Raw genomic sequence first — 25,773 nt, forward strand, 5'->3', positions numbered from 1 at the left:
ACTATGGACGGAGGCTGGAAGCCAACAAGAGCCCCATCGCAAAGACGAGCGCCGACGCCCTCAACTTATCCAGTGCTCTTTCACAAGCCAATAATATATTATGAGATTGCCATTTTAACATTTTTTCGTTAAATATGGTCGCTCATAATCGGAATTGTGCACTCTATGCTCTATAAGATCGAACTCGAGAATTTCTACTCCATTCGGGAAGCCCAGGTCCTCGATCTTTCGGTGTCACCGTCTTTAGAGGACACGCGCGGCCGCTTTGCAGCAATTTTTCCGGGTTCAACCATTCGGACACCAAAGGTCGTTGCAATCTACGGGGCGAACGCCTCTGGAAAAACGACAATTCTGCGTGCGCTCCATTTCCTGTCGAGCTTTATTTCGAGCGTGAATGTCGAGAGTACAGATTTTCGCCAGCCTGTTTACACCTTCAATGATGAGGAATCGCGCGGAAAGCCCATTAGGCTGGCCATCGAACTTGGAGGCATAACCAATCCTCAGAGGGATGAAGTCGACGACTTCAAGCCCGAGTTCGGCACCCTTCGCTATGAACTCGTACTGAGGGCCAAGGACGGCAAGATAGAGCGTGTCCTTTGGGAAGCCATGCGCCAACGACCGAATGGTACGGGCAGGTGGCAACGGGTGTTTGAACGGACGGCTGAAGGCGACACAATATCTGTGAAAGACTCCGATGTATTCCCAATGGTCGGACTGAAGCACCTTCTGAAGACACTTAGACCCGACGCATCGCTGATCTCTACCTACGCCTACTTTAATCATCCGACTGCCGGCTTCTATCGCGAAACCGCCAGCCGTGTGTCTTCAAATGTCGACCGGAGATGGGACTTCATTTCAGGTGACAATGCCTTGCTGGGCTTTATCGGCCAGCAGCCGGAGCTGCTAAAACGCCTGAACCGGGACTTGAGCCGCATTGATGTTGGAATTGAAGAACTGCGCATCGAACACATTCCGCACCTCGGCCCTCAAGGTCGCTTTCTACATTCCGGCCTTCACGAGGAAATGCCCTGGGAATTGGAAAGCCGTGGCACGCAAGCGTTCGTAAGGTTGTTTCCGCAACTAGCCTTTGTCTTCGATAAGGGCGGTGTGGCGCTTGTCGACGAGTTCGACACGCTTATCCACCCCTTGGTCTTGCCGGAAATCTTGCGCTGGTTCTACGATAACGAGACGCGCAACCCGCTTGATGCCCAGATGTGGCTGACCTGTCATTCTGCCACCATGCTGGAGGATCTAGTAAAGGAGGAGGTTGTAATTGCGGAAAAGGACAGCGCGGGGCGTACGCGAATCTATAGCCTAATGGACTTTAAAGCCCTACGCCGGGACGACAATCTCTACAAAAAGTACCTTGGCGGCGCTTATGGTGGGATACCGGTGATCGGATGAGCCGCCTTATTCGCTTAGAACGCGCCCGCGTCTTCATCGGATGTGAAGGTGAATCCGAAAGTGGCTACGTGGCATGTCTGACGAGCCTTACCCGAGATCGGGACCTTCCGGTAACACTCGACCCTCACATCATGGACAAGGGCGATCCGCTGTCACGGATTCGGTGGGCTGAGGCCCGGATAAAGGATCAGGTCAGAAAACGCGGTCCATACGCCCATCAGTTCGCATTTCTGGATACCGACCAGCGCGACCTCGATCCTGCGAGGGGTCGGCAGGCCGAAGACCTGGCTGCCCGGCTCGGTATTCGTTTAGTCTGGCAGGAGCCTGACCATGAAGGCCTTTTGCTGCTTCATTTTAACCATGAAGAAAAGCGCCACCCCCGCAACAAGGCGGAATCGATGCGGGCAATTCGGAAAGTTTGGCCCAATTATGAAAAAGGTTCGACCGGAAAGCAGTATGGCCGCAAGCTCTTTGAAGACCACCTGAAGCGAGCAAGCGAGCGCCATGACGGCCTAAAAGATTTCCTGATAACCCTGGGCTTACCCCTCCCCTGAATCCTTGATCAGGATGGGCAGGTACGGGATGCGGAGAGTGTTTAGATTGGAAGAACTGTAGCCGCCCATATGCTCGCCCCGATGGCCCCGAACGTTTTAAGCGTAGACTTAAGCAGGGGGGTCAGTTTAGACGGCGTGTTGTGAGTGTTAGTATCCATGGGAGGCTCCTTATTGCTGGGCGCCGACAGTTTTTCGGCGAAAAAGTCGAGGCCGATTAGAACGGCCAGAACGATTGTGAGACAATAGAGGCCACCGGGAACAAGCATCACGGTATGCGCGAGAACTCCAAGTCCTGGTTCAACCAGTCTGAACACTCTCAAAACAAATAATAGCATAAAAAGCTTAATTCTCAATAATCTCGCATAAAAAAAACAGCCACGACTTGGCCGCACTATCGTACGGCGTCCGGTCTAAGGTTAACCACGAGAATGGTTCCTAACGCGATTAACCTGCTTCATCACCGAGTAGCGGAAACGATCATGGCAACAACCCGGGCCTTGCTGAAGGGCATTGCGGATGACGCCCTATTCGAGAGCATTCGTGATTCTTTCGCACGGTTGCGAGTGGTGCCTCAACTTAAGCTTTATCGCCGCCACGGGAGTTCAAGTTGGCCGAACGGGATGACGCCCGCCCGGCTCGCTGATTTTGGTTTTGGCTCAGGCTTTGGCTTTACTCCGAGGGCCTCGACCTCAGCCGCGACGCCGATGTCTCCGCAGAGAAACCGCAAAAGATCATCGCGCATGATCAGCCTGCGCCCGCCGATCTTGACGGACTTGAGCGACCCATCGGCCATGCGCTCGTACAGGAATGACCGCCCCAGTCCGCTAGCCTTGACGGCTTCGTCAATGCGGTAGGCGAGTTTCTCTGATTCATTTTGCGCGGGGCTGGTCATATCAGCGATCCTTCCCGTCTGACGTGGCAGTATCGCTCTGGTGGGTCTCCACGATATCTTCCACCTGCAATCCGAACGATGTGCCTACGGCCAGAACCTTGCCGACATGTTTGGTATAGTACTCGAAACGATTCTTGCCGCGTTTGACAGAGGCCTCGTCAGGGTTCGGCACGCTGCCGGTGAAGGCAAAATAGAAGTTCGCAAACTGCGCAATGGCTTCCAGCACAACCTCGATGTCGCGAGCGTGGCTGTCCTGCTTCTGCGCTATCCGATCAAGCCGCTGGCTCAGGGCCTTTGCCTCTGCGTTACCGGCGCGATGGCGAAAATAAGAACGCAGCGCATTGGCTACGATGGACGACTTCGACGCGCCGGGCTTGCTGGCCAGAGCCTCAAGTTCGTTTGTCAGTTCGTCGTCTAGGTAAAGGTGGTGCCGGGGTTTCATGGGCCTGTCCGTCCGCTGGTGTTCAGGAGGATCGGCGTGGACGACCGGCGGGCTTGCGGTGCCGGGCATCAGGGCGCGTCTCCTCCACAGAGTAAGCGCCATGATGCCATCGCTGAGGTGCAGGCCTCATAGCTCCAATGCCGTCCGCAGACGCCGTTTTGCCGCATCCTGCGCACCAGCGGACGGTTGGCTGCCCCTTCCACCGTGATCCGGAACTGGCAACGTCCCTAAAGGTTTAATCAGTGGCCAGGGCGCGCATCGTGGCGTTTCAACACTAGCTTGCCTAGCTATGTCGGGGGGCACCGATTAGAACGCCTTCAATTCTTCGGCCTAATCAAGACTTAGCTCAAGGTGTGCGCGGGATGCTATATTAACGGCACAGCCTTTAAGAAGCGGCTCAAGCGTTCCGCCTCGCCATCAGTGAAATCAGAGGGCAGGTTTATCACTACGTCGAAATCAGCTCTGAGTTTAAAGGTGTGAGTGACGCCGTCTACATCCGGCAGCTTGAGCTTTTCTTCGGCCTCAAGTGTATCTTCGGGAGCGGCTTGAACCTCCTCAATATTGGAAATTTCGCCTTTTGCCGCCGCCGCGATTCCTCGAATGCTCAGCTTCCATTGCATTCTGCTTTCGGCGCTTTCGCCACGGCCTTTGATAAAGCGCCCGCAATTCAATTCGGCGAGATGCTTAAACACTCGTCTGACTTCTCGTTCGTCCAAGTCGGTGCGCATCGCGGCGATGCGCACCGGCATTTCCCATGAATCTTTCTTTCGATCATCAAACCACGCGACAATGCGTTTAAATGCGTCATCAGTCTTGTACAAGGACTTAAGATCGCTTGCCAAACTCGTGTTTATGCCGTCATCCATCATGTATCAACCTCTAGCTAAAAAATCTGATGAAATAACCTTACGCCATTTTTCAACTGATGTCAACAGATAATAAAATTCTTTATTGGGCATGAATCTTTTCATTTCGCTTTATCGCTTATCAAACGATCTATCGGCTTGAGTCCTGCTTGTTAATCAATGTTCCTAGGCAGGGTTCCGCTTGTAGGCAGGCTAAGCAGACGACGGAAGGGGTTAAATATCTCACGCTATCCCCTTAAGTGCCGCTCGCCATAACGAAAGGCCACTTATCAGCGGGGTCGGAATTTCACACGTTACGGATGCCGATTGTGATGGCGCTGGGTGTGCCCTTTGTCGGGCAGCCCTGACTGGGCTCCTAAGGAAAAAGAGCGGATGATTCCGGCACCCGCCCTTTCCAGCAAAAACAACCAAATGGTTATTGTCACGATGTGACAGCCATAGGTATATCACGGCCTCAGCGGCCTGAAAATGTTACCGTTGAAATAGTCTAGAAAAAGTGGACCTTCTGACGGGTTAGAAGCCTATGCTGATCCCCCTGTCCCTACCGAATGACCATTCGATGCTGCGGTTCTCGTGCATCATGCCAGTGATCTCTTTGCCGCGTTGCCGCTCCAGCACGTCACGCCATGGGACAAGGGCGAAGTCCTTCACGCGTTCGACAACCGCGTACTGGCCGCCGTTCAGCGTGACCTTGTCTTTCAGGGTGCCGCTGTATTCCACCCACGGGCGCATCTGCACATAGGTCTTGCCAATTGCCTGCGATAGTCGCTGACCCTCGGCCTTCAGCTCGCGCGCCGCCATCTGCTGTTCGAGATTGCGCGGATAATAGGCCTTGCCATCCTCGTACCTGATCAGCCCCTGTTCGCTCATCCACAGTACCCTGCGGTAGATTGCGCCCGTGACCTGTTTCCCAAACCCGGTGTCCGCCAGCGGCGTCGGTTCCGGTGCGGTGAGTTCCTTATCCAGCCATGTCCATGCGTCCCGCCGCTCAAGGCTGCGCAGGGGTTCGGGGGACAGGACCTCTATATTGACCGGGTTCTGGCTGACCTTCTGCTGTTCATAGGCCAATGCCGTGTCCCGGTAGGTCTGACCGACCCTGAAACTGTAGTCGTCCTCCCATGTAATGCCACCCATAGCGCGGCGCACGGCTTCGATGCGGCGCACATGGGTTTCGGCAAAGCGTTGGGTGGAGTTGCGGTCGTGCCTGAGATGACGCTCTACGGAATAGTAGCCGTCTTTGGCGGCGACCTCGGCTATGGTGTGATCCACCGCACGCAACTGGGCGACCTTGGGGGTCAGGCGCACAATGGCGTCCGTCGGCACCTGCGGGGCCGTCTCGCCCTTGCCGATCTCGACCACATGGGTGTGACCGTCCACGCCGTCGATGACCAGCAGGTGGCGGTCTTCCAGTTCGTCGTACAGGCCACGGTGGGCTACCCGCCCGATGATCGGCGGCATAGGCTCGGTATGGGAAAGAGACGCCGCACGATGGGCCTCGGCATCCTGCCCCATGCCGTAGCCGGCGTCGTGGATGCGCAGCGTCTCGACCATACGACCGTCCGCACCGAGGGCCAGGTTATGACGCAGGCTGTTGATGATGTCGCCGCGCCGCCCGAGCTGGCGCAAGGCCGCCTCAAAGTCCTCGCTGACCTGCCACAGGCCGCCCTTCTCGGGCGAAGCCAGTTCCAGCGTCTCCAGATGCCTCAGACGGCCCGTGATCAGCGACTGGCGTTCAGGGCTTGGGTCTATGGCCCGCACACGGCCCTCGGCGTCCCGGCCTTCCTCAATCCATCTGTCTATCGTGGTGTAGCGGCTGGCGGTCATCTCGTGCTGGAGGGACAGCGACACCTCCAGAGCGGTTCTCGGTCCAAGGTCAAAACCTACAATCTCGGCGGCGCGTTCTCTAACGCCTTCGGTGATGTAGTTCCGCGCGATGATCAGGTCCTTGCCTTGATCGTCCTTCCCCCTGATCAGGATGTGGGTGTGGGGGTGGCCGGTGTTGAAGTGATCCACGGCGACCCAATCCAGTTGCGTGCCCAGATCGGTTTTCATCTGCGTCATCAGTCGGCGCGTGACGTTGCGCAGGTCTTCGTATTGCTGTCCGTCTTCGGGAGAGACTATAAAGCGGAACTGATGCCGGTCACCCTCTGAGCGCTCCAGAAAGGCCTTGCCGTCGGCCACATCGGAACGTCCGTCATACAACTCGCCGCGCTCCCCCGAACGGGTCACGCCGTCGCGCTGGACATAGCGCATATGGGCTATGGCCGCGCCCCGTCCCTTACCGGCCAGCTTGACGATCCGCGCCTTGACCATGACGCGGCGGCGGCCAAAGCCACAATCCTTCACACCCACCCCCGCACCGGCACGCGAGGCCAGAACCGCCCCGGCTCCGCTGCCGCGTCCGATACGCTCGCCGGTGAAGCCGGAGGCCTTCCCGGACACCGCACGACCGCCGCGCGCGAGGTTGGCGGCCTTGACCACCCGGTTACGAAAGTCCCTGCCCAGAGACATGGCCTTGCCGTCGCGGCCTATGCGGCCCGGTCTCAGTTCAAACCTGTCGTCGCGGTCCATAATCCGCCTCCGGTAAACCCCGTTTCCCTCTCAAAGGATTGGATTTGTCCCGGCGGATTCAAGAGCGCCACAATGGCGCTACGAAATGCAAAATGGCGCTACCTGCGCCTCACGAAAACAGATGTGCAGACAGAGACTTATGCCGCCCATGAGGCGCATAAGGCTCTACTTCTTTGATCTTGCTCTCAACCCCAAACCCTCAAAAAAGTGCACGAAAACAGACGATTTCTGACGAAGAGAAAGAGGGCACCCAGACGCGAGGGCAAACTCGGCTGACACTGCCTAATGCCAAGGCTCACAGGCCGCCCCATCATCGTCACCATCCATTTCCGGACGGTATCCGGGTTCCCATCTGTAGATTGCGTAGCTGCACCAGCCGCGCGTGCATGGGAACAGTCCGCGTAATAGACCGGCTTGTTCTCAACGAGACGGACAAGCCGTGGATAGTTCAGGTAGGCGAGGAAACCCAAGAACACCAGTGCCATCAAAGATGGGCAGGCTCATCAGAATCCCAAAACCGTCGCGCCCGACGACGGGGACGGTAACTTTGGTTGCCACGATATTTGGGATAGTTTCGATAACCTGCCATGCGGCGAAAATACAACCATACGTCTAACAAACGCTTTTTAGGCACGGTTAACGAGGGGGGCCGAAACACCAGAAAGCGCCTTATTCGTCAAATGCGGACGACTGCGGACAGGGAGTCGATGCTGCCAAAAGCCGAAAACTATCCGTAATTGATCCGTGGACATGGCATTGCAGGGCGAGTCAGCGACACTTATAGATAGAGAGACGCTACCGGAACCCGACATGCTGCCTGACGCCCTTGATCATCTGCCGGACACCAAACGCCGCGAGCTTGAGCACGTGGTGAAGGTGCTGTTCGACAACTTCGAGGCCGCGACACAGACGAAACTGTCGGAAAAGCGCAAGGGCGGACGCATCCTCAAAATCATCCTGTTCGGCTCGTATGCGCGGGGGGACTGGGTGGAAGATCATCTGTCCGGCTATCGCTCCGACTACGATCTTCTGGTGGTCGTCAACAGCCAGGAATTTACCGACCTGCAGGAATACTGGAGCGCGGCGGACGATCGGTTTGTGCGGGAATACACCCTTACGCATGACTTGAAGACGCCCGTGAGTTTCATCGTGCACAGCCTTGCCGACGTGAACGATCAGCTCGCCCGTGGCCGCCCGTTCTTCTCGGACATCGTCAAGGATGGCCTTATGCTTTACGAGGCTGAGGGCCATCCGCTGGCCAAGCCCAAGGCGCTGACGCCGGAGGAGATCAAAGCTGAGGCAAAGGCGTATTACGAGCAGTGGATGGATAGGGCTGTTAAGTTTCAGGCTGGCGCGCAATTCTACCTCGATATGCCTGACGCCAAGCTTGCGGCGTTCAACCTTCACCAGTCGGCAGAAGCTTTATACCACTGCGCTTTACTAACCCTCACACTGTATAGTCCAAAATCTCACCGGCTGACATTTCTGCGGTCCCAAGCCGAAGGGCTGGATGTGAGCCTCCGGACCGTCTGGCCTGATGACAAGTTCGCCCGTCGCAGCTTTGCCAAGCTACAACGCGCCTATGTAGAGGCACGATATTCTGCCGGTTACGAAATCACCCCCGACGAGCTGACATGGCTGACATCTCGCGTCGAACACCTCGCCAAAACTGTTTACGCGTTATGTGAGCATAGTTTAAGAGCCTACAAGGCTCTCTGACATCCCGTACGCTTTCTATATCGACGCCTATCCGTGGGGCTTCAGCTAAGTCTTATGGGTGCGAACGCCAAACTACCGGGCGTTTCGATGATGGAATGTAACAGTTAGACTTTCTTAGGAACATAGCGCCGAAAGAATTTGAATCACAATTACTCATGATCAGCCAAGACCCATATTCGCTTTAGCGGCAAATCAGCCTGAACCTCTTCCGACAAGTGCTCGTAGCTTTGCTGCACCGCCTTGACGATTTCGCCTGCATCCCAAATTCTGATCTCGAAAAACAATCGTTGCGCTTCCTTGGCGAGCGCTTTCGTCACGCCGCCCCAAGCCACCAGAAGGCCTTGCTCGGCTGAAAATTGCCTCATTACGCCTTGGAGTTCCCTTAGAACAGAGACATCGACAGCAGCATCCTGGGATTTCACCTGGACCACCAGTCTTGGTTCGTCAAAACCTAGTGGGCCTTTCCCGGCGACAATATCAACGCCACCGTCGGCGCCAGGTGGCGAAACCACCACTTTATAGCCCTGAGTTTCAAGAACCGCCCCCACTAAGGTCGAAAGTCTATGACCTTTAAAAACCGTGGCGATTTTCATCCGGATAGCGTCATCGGCCACTTCCATCAAATCGACAGCGGCGGACGTATCATCTGCTGTAATCACACCCTCTTTCGCATCTTTCACACCCTTGCCTTCGCCGACACTTGCGACATTTCTACTGGAGATCGCTGGGTCAATCTTTCCATTGAGGACCGCAGCGATCCTCGTTTCGGCATCATTGCGATGAATACGGCAAACGGTCAGAAATGCTCCAAAAGAATAAAGGAGGTCCTGAGCGAAGGCGCTACGTGGAACCTCTTTGGCCCATTCAACCAGTCTAGTATGGTGCGCGTCATTAAGGTCCGTTCGGTAATGGTAAGGACCGGTCACACGCCCTAAGGCGATTGCCGCACGCGACTTCAACGGCATTACAATAATGTCGTCTTTTGCCATCATGTGGGCGAATGGCCATAACTGGCTTTCCCAGTTCGAAAGCGTTTTCCCTTTTTCATCCGGATAGGTGGAGGCAAGGGCAGTATTTAGGTCATCCCGTGTCCGCAATTTTGAGAGATCGGGCATGTCATCCCAGCCGATAACTGCCAAACCGCTCTCGAGGGCCAGTGTCTCTCGCTCACCATATTTTCCAGATCGCACAAGCCAGACCGTCATCTATCGTTATCCCAGTTCAAATTTGAAATTTGGATCATCCCGTTCCCCGATCAATCCGGTGTCACGACTGTATCGTAGAGGCCGATCTGTCTAAGCCCCTTATGAGTTTCAATTCCGGTGTAGCGTAAAGAGGCGTCTTCATAGCGTCGGAAAGCAAACACGGCCTGGTTCATTTTTTCGGTATTGAACACCTTCAGGCGCACCAGCAGATGAAAATCTTCGACCGTCAAACCGGTGACGGTCAGAAAAAGCTCGGGTTCTAGCTTGGTGATGACGTCCTGAAGGGTATTTTCGCGGAAATCGGTCAAATACATGAAGGCGGGAATGCGCGTAGCAAACTTGATCAGCTTTTCCTGAACCTGCTTCCGCTTGGACTTGTATTCCTTTTCCTCTTCGGTCAGTTCCTTCTTCTCCTTCTCGGAAAGGCCGCCCGTCTTGGCCTTGTTTTTGAGGTCTTTGACCTTTTCGTTTTTGTTGATGATGGTTTCGATGATGTTGTCACCCAGTGCGCGCCAGCCCTCGATCCGTTCCACGGCAGCCATGGCATCTGGGTTATCCATAATGCGCCGCAGGGTGTCGTTATCGACATTCACCAAAAGTGCCGATTCCCATTTGCGCGCCAACAACGTACCGGACGTTCCCGCCATAGCGATATCGAGTATCCCCCCGGCGTCGATCTGCATCATTCTTGCCCCATCATAGGCTAAAACGGGCAGGAACGACACCAGTTCGCGGACGGCATTCTCCGGGTTCGGTTCACCCGGCGACAGACCGATGCCATAGTCCGACAGTTGCCGCAGCGCCCGTGTTGGGGCGAAGTCAAAGACGAAACAGACGGGTTTGACGATCTCGTCTTCGTTGGGATTGTCGCCATGCGGGTTTTTAATCGACCAAGGCGACTGGACCCGGAACGCAGCCTGGAAATAGGTCTCTGGCGATTTCAGATTACGCAGCATCAGGATAGACGACCATTGCGCAATGGTGACTCCGGTGGTCAACTTACCGCACGACAGAGTGATGGTCTTGGTCTCAAAGCCACTGCCAATGGCTTTGCGCACCGGCGGCACGGCATCCAGGCCAATACCGGCGTCGGCACCGGCGGCCATGATCACGTCATAGCCATGCCAGAAGGTGTTATGCCGTTCGGCCAGCAAATTGGCCATAGCCTGGCAGGCCGCGACATTGGGCAAAAACCAGAACGAATGTTGCATGTAGGGCAACAGCCGGTCGTCGGAATACGGGAAAGGTGGCCGCCCGCCTTGCCTTAAGGCATCCGTCGTCTGGGGGAGGTAGGCCCCACGGATGATGTCTAGCCACTTCTGCACATCGCTTTTGTGGGTAAAGGTGGCTGCCTCCCACACCCCTGTAGCGGCAAAAAAGGCGTTCAGGTCAAACTCATCAAACTCGCCTGAACTGGCTATGACGGTCAGTTCGGGCGGCATCTGATAGGTCAGCAACCGCATCTGGGGCAGCGACGCATACGGGTTCCGCTCGCCGGGGTTCTGAATGGCAAATTCCGCCTTGGCGCGTTGTTCGTCGGTATAGGTCCAGTTGAAGATTTGTTCTTCGATAAACTCACCGGTCGCCAAGGCCTTGAACGGCGTGCCCGACAAATAGAGATAGGCCTTGGTGGTGATAGGCAGGAACATATCTTCGTTGACGGAGATATAGCCCAGGTCGTCGTTCACCTCTTCGAGACCGGCATCATATTCCTGTTTCAGGTCGCGTCGGGCATCGTCTTCGCCTTCAAACAGTTCCTTGGCCGTATCGCGCCAAGCTCCGAAGTGGTACTCATCAAATACCACCAAATCCCAATTGACAGCATGAAGCCAGGCATTACGCACCTTGATGGTGCCGGTCGTCTTGTCGCGCCCCAGCAGGTCCTGAAAAGAGCCAAAATAGACCACTGGACGGTCGGCTTCGATCTGGCTGGGGTCGCGTTCGGACTTACGTGACAGATACTGCCAGCCATCGAAATCGACATGGTTTTCAAGGTCGGTTTGCCACGCATCTTCGACGGCGGGCTTGAAGGTGACGACCAGAACCCGCTTTGCCTTCAGCTTTTTGGCCAGTTGGTAGCTGGTAAAGGTCTTGCCAAAGCGCATCTTGGCGTTCCACAGGAAGCGTGGCACGGCTTGCGGATTTTCAGCCCAGATGGATTGGAAATACTCGGCGGTCTTGTCCACCGCTTCGGCCTGTTCGCGGCGCGGCGGAAAGGTTTCCGTGCGCGGGCGGTCAAAGGTTTGGCCCGTACGTAGTTCGGTCAACACCGCCCGAACATCGTCAACCGTGCAGCGAATCCATTCCCCTTGCGGATTGTCAAAACCCTTGCGGACCAGAGCCGCGCGCATTTCATGGTCGGTGATGATCGTGCCGTCATCGCGGGCGGCGGGTTCGTCCAGCTCAATAAGAGGGATAATCCCGGCGGTCCTGACCTGTTCGGCGATGCGTTTTTGCACAGCGCGTGTGGTCTGGCCGATCTTCAGCAGGCCCTTATGGCTTTCCGCAGAAATGGCATAGGCATAGAGACGCGGATTGACCTCGGGTTTGGGCGCCAGAATCTCTTCGATGGTAGGCTTAATCATCGTCGCTTTCTTCCAACGATGTAACAACCAGTGCATCGTCTCCCGATCCCATGGGACGGACGATCTTTTCTACAAACGCAATCTCTTCATCCGACAAGCCATAACGTTCATACAGGTCTGCATCGGTCCATGTCCGTGTCCAGTCTTGGGTTGGGACAAACGTATAAACTTTGCGCGTAGTGTCTTGGGACGGTTTATGTAACAGGATCAAAAGTCGGGTAAGGCGACAGTGCAAATACGACAGAGCGCTCTCGGCCTCTTCCTGTGTGGCAAAGGGGCCAATACACAAATATGTTTCAGAAGATATTGTTCCGGGACCGCCTACAAAAGGCGTACTTATAATTCTGTGAGGATAGGTGTCTCTATTTCCCGTACCGGGCGCCGCCCGACCGATGTAAATTTTCCAGCAATCAATTAACTCTCGACCGGTGCTAATCTCATCTCTTGCGATATAACCAGTTCCGCCATTTTGATACACTAGAAGATCGCCCTCGACTTCAGTGTTCCGCCCTCTAAAGTAAGTGCGTATCCCAAATGGCCTTAGAGAACTCACTAATCGATCAAAACGACCGCCCTCGGAAAGCGATAGAGATCGATCTTGACCTGTTTCACGAGCAATAACTTTGCGAAGAATTGATACGCCTTCATTAAAGCGAATGAATATGTCAGCACCGTCTTGCTGCAAGGGACGCGTTGCGACCGAAACCGGCCAATCTTTAAAGTGAGTCGAGACTCGGCATGGACCGCTATTGCCACTTTCCCAGAGGAAATAGCAAACACCTCCTTTGAGGCCAACTCCAGGAAACACGTCTGCTGCGCTGAGATAATCGTCAATTGAACGCAACTGGCTGTCGCTCAGCATGGACTCGCGAAACTCATCGAGGCCTTTGCCGCCTGCGAACCACCTCGATGGAATGACCATTGTTAAGTAGCGCGGCTCTAACTTCTTCGCCTGCTCAACAAACAGATGATAAATCGGCGCCGCGCTGGTGCCGTAACCACCGTCGTCTAACTGATAAGGCGGATTGCCGATGATCACGTCGAATTGCATTTTGTCTCCAAACATCCCGGAGATACGGGATTTGATGTCATCGGTATGAATGAACGCATAAGCGTGGGTTTCGAGCTTTTCACCTCGATCAAGGGTTCGTTGGCTCGCACTACAAAATCGGCATTTGCCATCTTCCCAATTATGTTCCGTGCGCTCAAACCAGATATTGCCGTCATCGCTGGCAAAGCTCCTGGCGACGGAATGTTCGCCGGTGGCAAACTTGGAACAATAGAGGCTTCGCCGCGCCAGCAGGCTGGTCAAACGGGTGATGCCGATACCGAACAGTTGCTTCGTCAGGATATGATCGACTCGGGTTTGCAGGTCGGGAATTTCGGCCTCCAGCCCCTTGATCAGGCGACTAGCGATTTCGCGCAGGAACACGCCTGACTTGGTGCACGGGTCGAGAAAGCGCACGGAACTGTTGGCCCACAGGCTTTGGCCACCGTTTTGCGCCGCCCATGCTTCGCCCAGCGTGTCGAGCATCCGCCTGGCGAAGTCCGGCGGTGTAAACACCTCATCGTTCGACAAATTGGCAATACAGGTCAGCACATCGGGATTGCGGCCCCTCAAGGCGAAACTGGCCTGATCGGTCATGCGGCCTCCCCAGACGCATCGCCCGCACCGGCCAATTCTCGCACTGTCATCGGCGGATAGGCGGTGGCAGGCTTGAAGATTTCATGCTTCCCAAGATGGGCGAACAGCGAGCCTTCGGCGCTGAAACTGGCCATCCCAGTCAACACATCCAAACGGAAATCGCGCCGCTGAAACTTGCCCTTCCCCAGATACCCCCATTCGACGACCAATATGGGCTTTGCGTCCATATCCTTCATCGTCATGGCGTCCCCGTGAATGAGGTTTTGAGACAAGACAAAAGAGGCGGCGCGATAAAAATCGTCGCCTTCATCGAGGTTCAAATAGTCTGCGAACACCGCAAGCATATTGGCGCGGCATTCCGCGATATTGTCAGCCAGAAGCTCAATGCCATAGGTGCACATCAGGCCCAGAAGGGCATAATGTTGTTTCTCAAATTCTGACTTACTGAACTTGGCTTCGACGGCGGCCAGTTTGCGTTTCAGAATTGGCACTAAGAAATTGCCGCTACCACAAGCCGGTTCCAAGAAGCGCGAGTCAATGCGCTCGCTCTCTCCCTTAACTAGGTCCAGCATCTGTTCGACCAGCCAAGGCGGGGTAAAGACCTCACCGTGATCTGCAACTCGCTTTTTTGACTTAATGAGACTCATGCTGAAATGGATATAGGGTGTCCGAGATTGAGTCTACACGCACAGGATGGATTGCTGGCCGCCCCCTCAATTCCGACAGGCTTGAGGTCGTCAGCATTGATGAGAGCATGCCATAATGCTTCATCAGTAATCAGCATTATATCGACAATGTCAGACAAATGCAATGCGGGAGTAATTGACTCGTATTTCCATTATTTAGCCTCTTCGAACTTTATCCAAGGCAATATCATCTGACCAAAGGTAGAATGCGTACAGACTCAATAGAACCCCAATCACGACGGCACTGGCACGATATTCAAGGGGTACAATATAGCCAGCGATCAAATCAGACGTCAGTGTGCTAGTCGAAAAGGCGGCCCAGGCAAACAAGCCACTAGACAGCGCGACAGATACAATCGCTAGCAGGCTTCGCCTTATAGACTTTCGATACCTAACCGCGACCGAAATTAATGGGCCGTATGGGTAGTCTTTTCGCTCGTCTTTCTCATGAGAACCGGTTTCAATTTTAAAGACGGCCTCTTGGTAAGACAGGCTCGAGGTGGCCGGAATAGTGATGGAGACCGTTTCTTCGCCGAAAGACCTCGACCAGAAGGAACTTGTCAATAAATCCGAAGTTACTTTTGGAGTGCTATCTACGGTAATTTTCCGTATTCTATAATCTTTTCCCTGTTCCTGCTTGCCTCGGCAAAATTGTATGTGGAATGAAATTTGGGATTGGTCCAAGACATTTAGGTAACTATACTTACGGTTACCCAAATCTCCCACGTTCGCAACCAATGGCTTCGCTTTCACCGTGATCATGGGCCAGGCAGACTTCGTGCGAGCTGTAATTGAATATATTCTCCAAAATGTATCTTTATTAAATTGACTGGAATCTTTAGACAACGCATCTACCACTTGAGAAAAAGCTGTGTCGTCAGCCTTAGTCTCGAACAATGCATTTATTGACGTGTCTGGATACACACTAATGTAGGTTTTCCGCGGAAGAGCGTCGAGCTTCCGAAGCGCTTCAACCACATTCCCTGCCGTGGTGCGCTCGGGATCGTAGGGATAACCGAATAACTCTAAATCGATGTAGTATCTCGGCTTTCCGTTGTGATTAACTTGACGAACAGCAATAACATTGGCTAAACGTGTAAGTGTTTGAAAAGTGGGAGACACCAAAGTTTCGTCACTTATTACTTCTTCTCCTTTTTGATAAGCGTCGGGCTGGATATATGCCAATACCGCGCGCACCTTGTATTTAGGGTCTACAAGCGCTCTTAGAATCTGCTGCGCCGCCTCAGAAATGTGCCGCGCGCTGTAATCGTAGGTAACGACATGCCCCTTTGGCAAAGCTAGTATTTTATGTACGTCATTGTAATATTCGGGAAGCGTTGACGTATCAAATATGATCAAATCTTGAATCGACATGAACTTCTCCCCCAGAAAATAGCAGCACATCCCGCGCACCATAACGCCAGAACGTAGCCAAAGCAGGTAATCAGCTCCGGATCACAGAGGTAAAACCAAAGAGCGTGCAATTCGCCGGTAACGTATGGCAAAGTGGTTCTAAAATGCGCACTTCCACCGTATGATATCCCTCGAATGTAGGATTCGCCAATGCATGATTGCAACCTAAGCGACCTTCCCGAACGCGCGTTGATGATTCGTCAGCCATACGTGACGTACATTTTGACGGGACGCAAGAAATGGGAACTTAGAGGCACCGCGACTCACGTCCGGGGGCGGATCGGCCTTATTGCATCCGGATCAGGCACGATCCTAGGAGAGTGTATTGTTGAAGACTGCATTGGACCTCTGGAGTTTAGCCAGCTATTTGCGTCCCCATTCTTATCGACTGAGGAACGGCTTGAGCTTAAAGCCGACCACCAAGTGCCGTACTTGCAAAAAGATGGAATTCGATCCAAGACTTACGCTTGGGTTGTGACTGAGCCGAGGCTGTATCGTATTCCGATACCTTACCGCCATCCGTCGGGCGCGATCACTTTTGTTGATCTCACGAAACCGGGGGTGGTTGAGTGTTCAGAAGCGTCACCGTCAAGGACAATACGCCAGCTTCAGCTTTTCTAGCGGCACTCCACCGCAATCTTTCTGAATTTGGACGAGATGATTTGCAACTTGTCCGGATTGGCTGTCGTGCCACTTTTATTTGGCAAAAGAGTTACAACGGCGTAGCCTCACCGCACTTACGCGACTTGGCCTTGCGACATAGGCTTAAGGGCAAAAAAGCGGAATTCCTCAGAATTGAGCGTAGTCTGCCTCTGACACTGTTTGAAGAATTCACTGTCGATCCTAGCACCATTGTTCCAGAAATTGTTGCCTGCCTACCTGCAACTGCCAACGAAGAGCTTTTTCATTACGTTGTCTCGGGACAATCTCTACCGGCAGAGACTAGAAAGATGCGGATTGGGAAATTTCTCGTATTCGATACAGGAAATCCGCCCCGTCGATTGTTAGGGGCGATCTGTGTCAAGTCACCGATGTATTTTGATGGCGCCCGTGATCGACACCTAGGATGGCCTGATTTGCACCAATGGCAGGACGGAGTCTGGGGAAAAAACCAAGAGGCCGTCGATCTTCGCAATGTCGCTCTCACCTCAATTTACAATATCGCCGTTTGCATGCCTATACATCCCTTTGACCAGTTGAAAACAGGCAAGCTGCTGGCAGCCCTTTGTCTATCAGAGCCCGTGATTTCGTATCTCGAAACCAAGTATAGTTCTCCGGTGTTAGGCCTAACAACAACTGGTGGATGGGGCGGGAGCGCGGGCCAGTACGAGCGAATTAAATTAGCCGCCCCACGCGTTGGTTGCTCACTGCAACAGAACCTATTTGTGAAGATGCGCGGTACTCATAGATCGGTGAATTTTCCAATCCACCTTTACTATAGAAATGTGTTCGAAACGGCGTTCGCATTGTTGAAATCGGACAATGGAGTGCAGTCGAGAGAGTTTGCGGATTACGCGTCCAATCTAAGTGTGCGAAAGAAGCTTCTCTTTCGAGCTATGCGTCTAGTCGGAATTTCGCGGGAAGTCGCCGCCACAAATCCAATTGCTCACTATTTCGGCGCTTGCTCTGAGTCGCATCGACTGGCTTTAAGAAGCGAACATGGAATTCGATCTGCACCTGCCCTTAGGGCATTATCTGTCAACGATATCGTGCAGTTCTGGCGGATAAACCATTCTGCGCCCGGTCCTGTGTCAGGGCGCTTTACGCGTCTCTCTGAGATTGCTACCTGATACGCCCCTTTACAGACGCAACGTTCTGTCCCAGTGAAAATCTCCGCTTTTGACCATGGGAGCATGGGTTGCCGGTGACTTCGCTACCCTAGAATCTATCCACGCGTCGCCACTTGTAAGCGTGGGCTACTAAGCCAATTCGACCCGCCCGGAGTATCTTTTTTTCTACGCAAGAAAATCCGCCCACGCATCCATCAGCTTCCTCCGCTTTTCGAGCGCGTCCCCACGGCGGTAGGCGCGCTCGGTCATGTCGCCGACGGTGTGAGCTAAAGCCGCCTCGGCAATTTCCCGCGCGAAGTCCGTTTCCTCGCCACACCAGTCACGGAAGCCTGACCGGAAGCCGTGGGGCGTGTAGTGGCCCTTTTCCATCCGGCGCAACTGCATGGTCAGGGACATTACCGACAACTGCCCGCCTTGCGTCCCCCGATAGACAAAGCCTATGGCTCTCGGCTGTTCACTATCGGATGCCACAAGCGATAGGACCCGAACAGAGTTCAATATTGCAACGGCTCGTTCGGTCAGGGGGACCCTGTGTTCCCGTCCGGCCTTCATCCGTGTGGCTGGGACCGTCCAGACCTTTGCGTCAAGGTCCACCTCTTCCCACATCATCCCCAAGACTTCGCCGGATCGCGCCGCACACAGGATGAGAAATTCCAGGGCAAGGGCGGACATGTTGTCTCGTTTGCGCAGGTCCTGAACAAATGCGGGCACCTCCGAATAAGGCATCGCCGCATGGTGGCCGCGCGTGAGCCTATGTCGTTTCGGCAGCAGGTGATCAAGGTGGCCTTTCCAGCGGGCCGGATTGGCCCCTGAACGCAGCCCTTTTGCGGCGGCGGCGTCAAGCACCCTCTCAACCCGGCCTCTCAAACGCGATGCCGTCTCTGGTATGGTTTGCCAGATCGGCTTGAGGACCTTGAGAACATCTTGCGTGTCGATGTCACTGACCGGCTTATCCCAAAGGGACTTGCAGTATTCACGTAGTGTGTACCGCCATTGCGCCCGGTGTTTCTCGTTTCGCCATTGCAGTTCGATGTCTGACAGCATTTGCTCAGCAAATACGCCGAAGGCAGGCTTTTCACGTTTGGCTTCCTCTTCCGCCCGTCGGACGGCTAAGGGGTCTTGCGGGTTAGTTCGATCCTTAAGGAGCCTCAGAGCCTCCCTTGCGGCCTCTCTCGCATTGGCAAGCCCTATGACAGGGAACGGCCCCAACCCCATTTCTTTCTGTGAGCCATTCCAGCGGTAGATGAATAGCCACGATTTACCCCCTGTCTTCGTGACCTGAAGGTACAGATTGTTTCCGTCTGAGTACCGGCCCGGCGCATTGAGGGCCTCAATCCGCTTCGTCGTAAAGGCAGCCATTCGTCGTTCCCCTAATCTGACCCCAGCATTGACCCCAGCAGGAGCCGAAATCAGCCGGGAACCAAGGTGGATGGTTTCGGACGAATTGAATCACTTTTTACAAATAAATCAACGTACTCTCATACGACCTTAGACGACGCTGGACGAACTTCAAAAGGACACCCTCTCCGCCATCAAAACTTACAAACCCGAATTTATTATTTCTGCAGCCCACCCTTCTGATCAAGACCGGTATTTACCGCGCTGGTTGGGGCGGATTCAGAGGAATGCCGCTGGACGCATTGAGCGGCAGCGCGTTGTTTACGCAACACACCTCATCAAAACGACCCAGCCTCTCGACCCACTTCGTCAGGTTGACCGTTTGTGCGGAGGTAAGGGCTGAGGCCTGCCTGTCACGCACGACGACCTGTAAGTTTACGAATACCGGCGGCCAGCCAGCCGGTGACGGTTTTGGGAGCTTCGATATTGCCCCATACCAATCGGTGTGAAGCACGCCGCTGGCGCAGTTCCTCGAAAGGCGGCAACAGAGACAGGCGGCAGGATTCATCAGCCACATAGCGTCCAAGCGCAGGGTTCCAATGAACAGACGGCTCACGTCGCGGAAAATCTTCGGGCAGCAAGCGCACAATCTCATCGTCCACCGTGTTCCATAACCAGGCCAGATCGTGCCGCCCGGCATAGGAGGTGATATAGTTGAGGATGCACCAGTCGTCATGCCCGCGTTCGATGGACAGCCCTCCCTGAAAACTGCGGATACGGTGCTTGTCGGGCGGCTGATGGCGAAGCAGGGCCATATTGACCGTATAGTCGTCGTGCAACCCCTCCAGTTTCGCCTGTTGCCACGCACCTGAACGCAGATTGAAACGCACCAGCCACCCCGTGGCCTCAGTTAAGGCGGCATGGGTGGGATGCGCCGCCTGAGTCGTGCGGACATAGACGATGTCGTCACCCCCAAGCACGAACAGACCCTCCAGAGTCGTTGGTTGGGCAAACGGCAATTGCCCCTTGCCCATTACCACCCCCGTCCGGCTGTCAATAAGATGATAACTGACTGCTGCCGTGTGCCCGCTTTCATCGGGATTGGCCGCGCCGAAAACGGCGATCTTATCTGCGTCGAGCGGTAAAAGGTGGGCCTGCGCGTGGAGCTCGGCAATGTGTTGGAATTGCGCGCCGTCAAAGCGTAACAGGGACGCCCGTGCCTCCGGTGTTACGGGCTGGCGGCCGATCCGCAGGGCGGACGCATTGTGCCACGTCGCCGCCTCATCCGCGCGCACCTTCTGAAACAATACCTGACCGAAGCCGGTAAAGCCCAGATTATCGCCGTGACGGCGTTCGCTGCCGGGAATTTCGGTGACGATCGGCGTGTTGTAATCGCTGATCAGGGCCACGCAACTGCGGTAATCGTCATAAATCTTCTGACGTTTCTGCGGCTTTTGCCATTCCCAATACTGACCACCTTCGATGCCGTAGAGGGGCATAAAACTATGGCCGGCCGCCTGCAGGTCATAAAAGCCCGTGGCATCGACCTCTGTCAGGGGGAAGGTATGCAAATCGACCAGCCCCGATACGTCTTCGCCCGCCTCGTTTTCGAAATCCAGAAAGACCTGACGCACATCCGGCCTCCAGACACCCCCATAGCTTCGATGCCAGTCGTCTTGTGTGGCGATGGGCGGCAATTTGGCCTTCACCGCCTGTTTGCGTCCGGGTTTCATCGATTTGGCGAGGGGTGCCAGACGTTCAAAACCAAAATCTGGTATGTCCTCCGCGTCATCCCATTCGGCCGCTATACCGTTGAGAGCGGCCCGGCAAACAGTCTCTCCCTGCCCGGAGGGCGCGACCAGAAGCCTGTATTCGTCGCCTAGGGTATCAATATTCCAAAGCTCATAGCCATACTCGGCCAGAAACACCGACAGCCGCTCGAAGCAGGTTTCCGGCAGTTCATTGGTCAGCTCATCGCGAAGATGCTCAAAGGCATCGGACTTGAAAAAGGCCAGGTCGGGGTAATGCTCCGGGAAAAAACCCAGATAGTCCCGGCCAACGAACTTCCAGTCGATGCCTATGATGGGGGTATTTTCCAAACTCATCATAATTCAGCCGAAACTTCCCATGTGAGCATCCTGTGGGCGCCCGATCGGTGCAGAAATACCACCCAATCCGACTGCGGGGAAGCCGGAAGGTGGTGTTTTGACCATCAGCAGCCGGTGCTGAAACAGGCGTATTTCGACCTTACGATGCGGCATCTCCAACGGTCTATCCGTCCATTTGACCGCGCAGAAAGTCGATCAGTTCAGGATTGCTGCGTGTGCGCTCAAGAAGCGGCAGAATAATGCGCCACCCGTTATCGCTGTTGGTGAGGATGACTATGCCATCCCCATGGGCACGATCAATCGCGGCGAAGGTGAATGCGCCCGCATCCTTACCCGTATGCAACAGGGTCGTACCGCCGGGAAACCCGAGGAGTTGCCACCCCAGCCCGAAGCCGATCCACGGCGGACAGGTGGCCGCTTTCGCGCCACCACACGTCTGGGGATACAGATCCGCCTGAGACCGGCTGCGTTCAGCCGCGACCCCCGAGGATAGGCCCTTGTCTTGCCATACCGCGATAAGAAAGCGCGCATAGTCGCTGGCCGTGGCGTGGGCCAGATCAGCGGCATTGTAATGGGTAACGGGTTCAACCGGTAGGGTCTTGCCCGTGTCATCATAAGGCGTGGCGAACAGCCCTGACACCCCCTGGGTGGATACATACCCCGACGCACGCATATTGGCAGGTACAAACAGCCAGCGCTTGGCCAGAGCTTCGAATGACTGCCCTGTGCGATGCTCAGCATAGCGTGCCGCATACTGGTAACCTTCGCCCGAATAACCGGTCGTCGTCCCCGGGTCGTGATCAAAGGCAAGGCCCCTGGCATCGCGCCAGTTCGGTAATCCGGTGCGATGACTCAACGCCATGCGAACCGTAAGGCTCTTCCTTCGGGGGTCACTCGCCAAATCGGGATCGCTCCAGTACGCATCCATCGGTTCATCCAGCGAGAGTTTGCCCGCCGATACGAGTCGCAGGATGATCTCTGCGGTCAAGGGCTTGGTCAGCGAAGCCAGATTGTAGCGTGTGGCAACGGTCGCCGCGCGGTCAGGTCCCGCCATACCCCAAGCCTCTGCCGCGACCATGCGACCGTTCCGGATCAGCGCGACCGATGCACTCTCCACGCGGTGTTCGCGTAAGGTCTGGGTCATATCCGGTAAAGTGACGCCCGATCCGGCTTTCGCCAGAGAGGCCTGCGCCAGTGCAGAGACCGCGCCGCACAGGACCGTTCGTTTTGACAACGCAGCAACTTTATTCTTCATATACAACAGCTACAGAGATTATCTGATCTGCACAAGCCTGATGATCTCTATGCCTAGGTTTAGAAAATGGTCCTTTTAGACTCCGATCCTTTTTAGACTTAGAGACGTCTTTCATCAGAGGGCGTGAATGTCTGCTGATTCCGGAAGTAAATAGGCATTGGCACTGCGGAAGCGAGACACTACCCTCCCCTATTTTTCACAAAAAAAGAGCGGCAGTTGCCTGCCGCTCTCTCTTATTAGTCCCGGTGGGATCAGAAGCTCTTGGAGAGCTTGAGATAGAACTGACGCCCCAGATAGCCTTCGAAATACTGGCTGGACAGGGGGTAGTTACCCAGACGGGTGATCGTGCTGCCATTGCCGAGGACCGTGGGCTTTTCGTCGGTCAGGTTCGAAACCGCTGCGGTCACGTACCAGTCCTTGCCACGATACTGCACGCTCAGATCATGCGTGATAAAGGCTTCGACGTCCGTGCGATATTTGGCGTTCGGGATGATCGAAGTGGGGCTCGTCTTACCCTCTTCACCAAAGCGGCCGAGGTTTTCGGTGTCTCCCGTGTAGTTGAGGGTCCACACAACGCGCCAGTCGTCCTTCTTGAACGAGGTCTGGATGTTACCCACCCAGGCCGGCTGACCCGCAATGCCCTGATAGTCATAGACGACATCGCCGGGGAAGAGCTGCGAGAGATACTCTTCGGTGTGGGTCGCCTGCAGATCAATCAGCAGGTTGCCGAAGTTGAAGTCCTTTTCATAGCTGGCGACGATATCCACACCCTTGGTCGTTTCCGTCGGGATGTTGCGATAGCTGGCGTCGATGACATCGATGCCCTTGTCGGTGGCGCGGCGGCTGAACAGCGTACAGAACTTGTTGGTCGCGAAGTCCACGGCGTTGTAGCACGCCCCGACAACACCCGCACCCGTCGAAGAGATCTGATCGCGAACTTCGATTTTCCAGAAATCGACCGCCAGACGGAAGCCGGTTTCCGGCGGCGTCAGCACGATGCCGTAGGTCGTCGCCGTCGAGGTTTCAGGCTTCAGATCAAGCCCGCCACCGGTCTTCACGATCGCCGACGACCCCCCACCGGCGAAATCCGCCGGAAGGCCTGCCGCAGCGCAGTTGGCGCGGACGCGGTCATTACGCACGAAGCCGCCGTCTTCACCGACCCGACCGTAGTTGATACACGGATCAACCGAAGCCTGTTGCAGGAAGCCGGTCTGGTCCTTCAGGTAAAGCTCGTAAAGCGCCGGTGCGCGGAACGAGGTGCCATGGGTTGCCCGCAGGCGCAGGACATCGTTCAGAGCCCAGTTCAGCCCCAGCTTATAGGTCGTATCGTCACCGACGCTGTCATAGTTCGAGTAGCGACCCGAGGCGTTCAGCTTGAGGTCCTTCACGAGGAAGACATTGTTGACCAGAGGCACTTCGAATTCGGCATAGACTTCCGAAAGCGTGTCAGAGCCCTTGGTAACCCCGGCCGTGGTGCGGCCCCAGATATTCTTCGTCAGCGACAGTTCACCCGGCTGATCGTCGATCTTATCACGACGGAAGCTGACACCGAAGGCGCTGCCGACCGGGCCGGCCGGAAGTGTGAACAGATCGCCCGTGACAGAGCCTTCGAGGATCGTCTGGGTATACTTGGTGGAGCCGTTGTCGCGCGTAAAGTACCAGTCACGAACCGCCTTCGAATAGTTACCGTCCTCAAGACCGGCTTTCGAGAAGAGTTCGGTGAACGGGATACAACCCGCCGGCGCGCCCGTGCCACAGACATTGCCCGGCATCAGTTCAAGCGTGTCCTGATCGGTACCGGTACCCCAGTTCAGGCGATCCAGAATGATTGCGTCGTTGGAATAGGTGCCGTTGCTGACAGAGTGCGACAGATAAACGTCCCACGCCCAGCTGTTCCATTCACCGCGGGCCCCGCCCAGTGCACGCAGGGTGCGTACTTCCTGCTCGGAAGATTGGCGGTACAGGCTGATCGGGTTGGCGCCCATGCCCGGATAGCCGAGTTGCGCGAGAGTCGCATTGACCGGATAGTTGGGAATGATGGAGCGGATAGGCACCGTACCGGTACGGAACGGGTTGATGGTGGACTTTTCGTGCACATAAGGGAAGAATTGGGCGTAGGCCACCTGCTCGGAATTACGCAGGGTGAACATGAGTTCGCTATACAGTTCACCGCCGCCCAGCCAGTCCGGACGATACTCGCCCTGCATGAAAAAGGACAGGCGCTTAACCGGCGATATGATCGTGGCGTCGTGCGACTTCGGATCGTTGAAGCTGCGCTCGGCGTAGGGGATAAAGGCCCAGCCGGGGACGCCTTCCGTAGGCGTGCTGCCCGGCGAGATCTTGCGGCTGCCCCAATAGCTGCTCAGACCAAAGGCGTCGAAGGGCGCGTAAACGCCGACATAGCCTTCGATGCCGTGGGTATAGCACTTGATATTGCCCGTCGTCGGGTCGATCAGGTCGGCGCGCGAACCGTCGGCCTTGTAATAGTTGTCCTGCGGGCAGAGGAAGGCGTCACGATCACCGACCGTCAGCGCATCCTGCTTGAAACCTTCGAGCGACAGGGCCAGGTGCCCCTTATCGAACGACTTGCCCCAGATGGCGCTGAGGTTGGCAGTACCGCCACCGCCGTCCTGCGTGCGGTTCGTCTGGGCCTCAAGGGTCAGGCCTTCAAAGTTCGAGCGCGTGATGACGTTGACCACGCCCGCAACCGCGTCAGAACCGTAGATCGAGGAGGCCCCGTCCTTCAGGATTTCATAGCGCGAAACGAAGGCCGAAGGGATGGTGTTGAGATCGACCGGACCGACCGTACCGCCGACACCGGCGGGGGGCATACGACGACCGTTGATCAGAACCAGCGAGCGCTGGGCACCCAGACCGCGCAGGGAGATGGTGTTGATACCATCGCCGCCACCGACGATATAACCCGTAAAGGTGTTGTTGATCTGACCCGACGAAGCCGCCGTGGTCGAGCTTTGCAGAATTTCGGTCGCTGAGATCAGGCCGGCGGCCGAGGAACGTTCCGCCGTGATCACCGTTACCGGCGACGCCGAAGTGTATTCCTTACCTTTGATGCGCGATCCGGTGATCACGACTTCGGTCGTTTCATCGGCCGCAGGCTCTTCGGTCTTTGCAGGCTGAGCGTCTTGCGCGTTGGCAGCCGCCACGCCGAAGAGGACGCCGGTTAAAACCGTACCAGCCAGAAGCCATTTACGAGTCAGGTGAGAGGGTTTGGTCAATGCCGCCTCCGGGATTTTTATTACGGGGATGCCTTGCGCGCATAACGGAAGGCTTATTTTCAAC

General features: G+C 55.3%; 19 protein-coding genes. 5 read left to right on the plus strand and 14 right to left on the minus strand.

All coding sequences use genetic code 11. The annotated features are described in order from the left end of the window. Positions 1–165: 165 nt before the first annotated feature. Positions 166–1,404, plus strand: a complete 1,239-nt coding sequence (locus PQU94_RS06135) for an AAA family ATPase (RefSeq protein ID WP_272740587.1) — start codon at positions 166–168, stop codon at positions 1,402–1,404. Next, a complete protein-coding gene (locus tag PQU94_RS06140) occupies positions 1,401–1,958 on the plus strand; it encodes an RloB domain-containing protein (RefSeq protein ID WP_272740588.1) in 558 nt (185 codons plus the stop codon). Before PQU94_RS06135 ends, PQU94_RS06140 begins: the two co-directional genes overlap by 4 nt. 583 nt (positions 1,959–2,541) lie before the next feature. Here PQU94_RS06140 and PQU94_RS06145 read toward each other — a convergent pair. The 5 genes from PQU94_RS06145 to PQU94_RS18175 all read right to left on the minus strand — a co-directional run bounded on the left by PQU94_RS06145 (position 2,542) and on the right by PQU94_RS18175 (position 7,125). Further along, positions 2,542–2,850, minus strand: coding sequence for a helix-turn-helix domain-containing protein (locus PQU94_RS06145; RefSeq protein ID WP_272740589.1), 309 nt, complete (start codon positions 2,848–2,850; stop codon positions 2,542–2,544). Position 2,851: 1 nt separating this feature from the next. Beyond that, positions 2,852–3,292 carry a ribbon-helix-helix domain-containing protein gene (locus PQU94_RS06150; RefSeq protein WP_272740590.1) on the minus strand — a complete coding sequence of 147 codons (441 nt, stop codon included), beginning with the start codon at positions 3,290–3,292 and terminating at the stop codon, positions 2,852–2,854. A 365-nt stretch (positions 3,293–3,657) separates the two neighbouring features. After that, a complete protein-coding gene (locus PQU94_RS06155; protein ID WP_272740591.1) occupies positions 3,658–4,161 on the minus strand; it encodes a hypothetical protein in 504 nt (167 codons plus the stop codon). 510 nt (positions 4,162–4,671) lie between these two features. Next, positions 4,672–6,729 carry a DUF3363 domain-containing protein gene (locus PQU94_RS06160; protein ID WP_272740592.1) on the minus strand — a complete coding sequence of 686 codons (2,058 nt, stop codon included), beginning with the start codon at positions 6,727–6,729 and terminating at the stop codon, positions 4,672–4,674. Between the two features lie 282 nt (positions 6,730–7,011). Then, positions 7,012–7,125 carry an excalibur calcium-binding domain-containing protein gene (locus tag PQU94_RS18175; protein ID WP_368407061.1) on the minus strand — a complete coding sequence of 38 codons (114 nt, stop codon included), beginning with the start codon at positions 7,123–7,125 and terminating at the stop codon, positions 7,012–7,014. A gap of 414 nt (positions 7,126–7,539) precedes the next feature. Here PQU94_RS18175 and PQU94_RS06165 point away from each other — a divergent pair, with 414 nt between their 5' ends. Next, a complete protein-coding gene (locus PQU94_RS06165) occupies positions 7,540–8,448 on the plus strand; it encodes a HEPN domain-containing protein (protein ID WP_272740593.1) in 909 nt (302 codons plus the stop codon). Between the two features lie 149 nt (positions 8,449–8,597). Here PQU94_RS06165 and PQU94_RS06170 read toward each other — a convergent pair whose 3' ends face one another. From PQU94_RS06170 to PQU94_RS06190, 5 genes are all read right to left on the minus strand, one after another. Further along, on the minus strand, positions 8,598–9,653 hold the full coding sequence (locus tag PQU94_RS06170) for a restriction endonuclease (RefSeq protein WP_272740594.1): 1,056 nt from the start codon (positions 9,651–9,653) through the stop codon (positions 8,598–8,600). A gap of 50 nt (positions 9,654–9,703) precedes the next feature. Further along, positions 9,704–12,238: a DEAD/DEAH box helicase family protein gene (locus PQU94_RS06175; protein ID WP_272740595.1), complete on the minus strand. Its 2,535-nt coding sequence runs from the start codon at positions 12,236–12,238 to the stop codon at positions 9,704–9,706. After that, complete coding sequence (locus PQU94_RS06180) at positions 12,231–13,883, minus strand: Eco57I restriction-modification methylase domain-containing protein (protein ID WP_272740596.1); 1,653 nt, start codon at positions 13,881–13,883, stop codon at positions 12,231–12,233. The genes PQU94_RS06175 and PQU94_RS06180 overlap by 8 nt, the downstream gene beginning before the upstream one ends. Then, positions 13,880–14,530: an N-6 DNA methylase gene (locus PQU94_RS06185; protein ID WP_272740597.1), complete on the minus strand. Its 651-nt coding sequence runs from the start codon at positions 14,528–14,530 to the stop codon at positions 13,880–13,882. The genes PQU94_RS06180 and PQU94_RS06185 overlap by 4 nt, the downstream gene beginning before the upstream one ends. Positions 14,531–14,725: 195 nt before the next feature. Then, positions 14,726–15,943, minus strand: coding sequence for a hypothetical protein (locus PQU94_RS06190; RefSeq protein ID WP_272740598.1), 1,218 nt, complete (start codon positions 15,941–15,943; stop codon positions 14,726–14,728). A gap of 231 nt (positions 15,944–16,174) precedes the next feature. On the opposite strand from PQU94_RS06190, the gene PQU94_RS18180 reads away from it, so the two are divergent. Both PQU94_RS18180 and PQU94_RS06195 read left to right on the plus strand, forming a co-directional pair. Continuing rightward, positions 16,175–16,603, plus strand: coding sequence for an ASCH domain-containing protein (locus tag PQU94_RS18180; protein ID WP_368407062.1), 429 nt, complete (start codon positions 16,175–16,177; stop codon positions 16,601–16,603). Then, positions 16,552–17,772, plus strand: a complete 1,221-nt coding sequence (locus PQU94_RS06195) for a Druantia anti-phage system protein DruA (protein WP_272740599.1) — start codon at positions 16,552–16,554, stop codon at positions 17,770–17,772. Before PQU94_RS18180 ends, PQU94_RS06195 begins: the two co-directional genes overlap by 52 nt. A gap of 165 nt (positions 17,773–17,937) precedes the next feature. On the opposite strand, the gene PQU94_RS06200 is transcribed toward PQU94_RS06195, so the two are convergent. From PQU94_RS06200 to PQU94_RS06215, 4 genes are all read right to left on the minus strand, one after another. Continuing rightward, positions 17,938–19,131 (minus strand): tyrosine-type recombinase/integrase, encoded by a 1,194-nt coding sequence (locus PQU94_RS06200; RefSeq protein ID WP_272740600.1) that lies wholly within the window; start codon positions 19,129–19,131, stop codon positions 17,938–17,940. A 392-nt stretch (positions 19,132–19,523) separates the two neighbouring features. Continuing rightward, complete coding sequence (locus tag PQU94_RS06205) at positions 19,524–21,218, minus strand: DUF6630 family protein (protein WP_272740601.1); 1,695 nt, start codon at positions 21,216–21,218, stop codon at positions 19,524–19,526. 163 nt (positions 21,219–21,381) lie between these two features. Further along, positions 21,382–22,452 (minus strand): serine hydrolase domain-containing protein, encoded by a 1,071-nt coding sequence (locus tag PQU94_RS06210; RefSeq protein WP_272740602.1) that lies wholly within the window; start codon positions 22,450–22,452, stop codon positions 21,382–21,384. Between the two features lie 272 nt (positions 22,453–22,724). Further along, positions 22,725–25,709 carry a TonB-dependent receptor domain-containing protein gene (locus PQU94_RS06215; protein WP_272740603.1) on the minus strand — a complete coding sequence of 995 codons (2,985 nt, stop codon included), beginning with the start codon at positions 25,707–25,709 and terminating at the stop codon, positions 22,725–22,727. Positions 25,710–25,773 lie beyond the last annotated feature (64 nt).

The sequence above is a fragment of the Asticcacaulis currens genome, from assembly GCF_028550395.1.
GTDB lineage: Bacteria > Pseudomonadota > Alphaproteobacteria > Caulobacterales > Caulobacteraceae > Asticcacaulis > Asticcacaulis currens.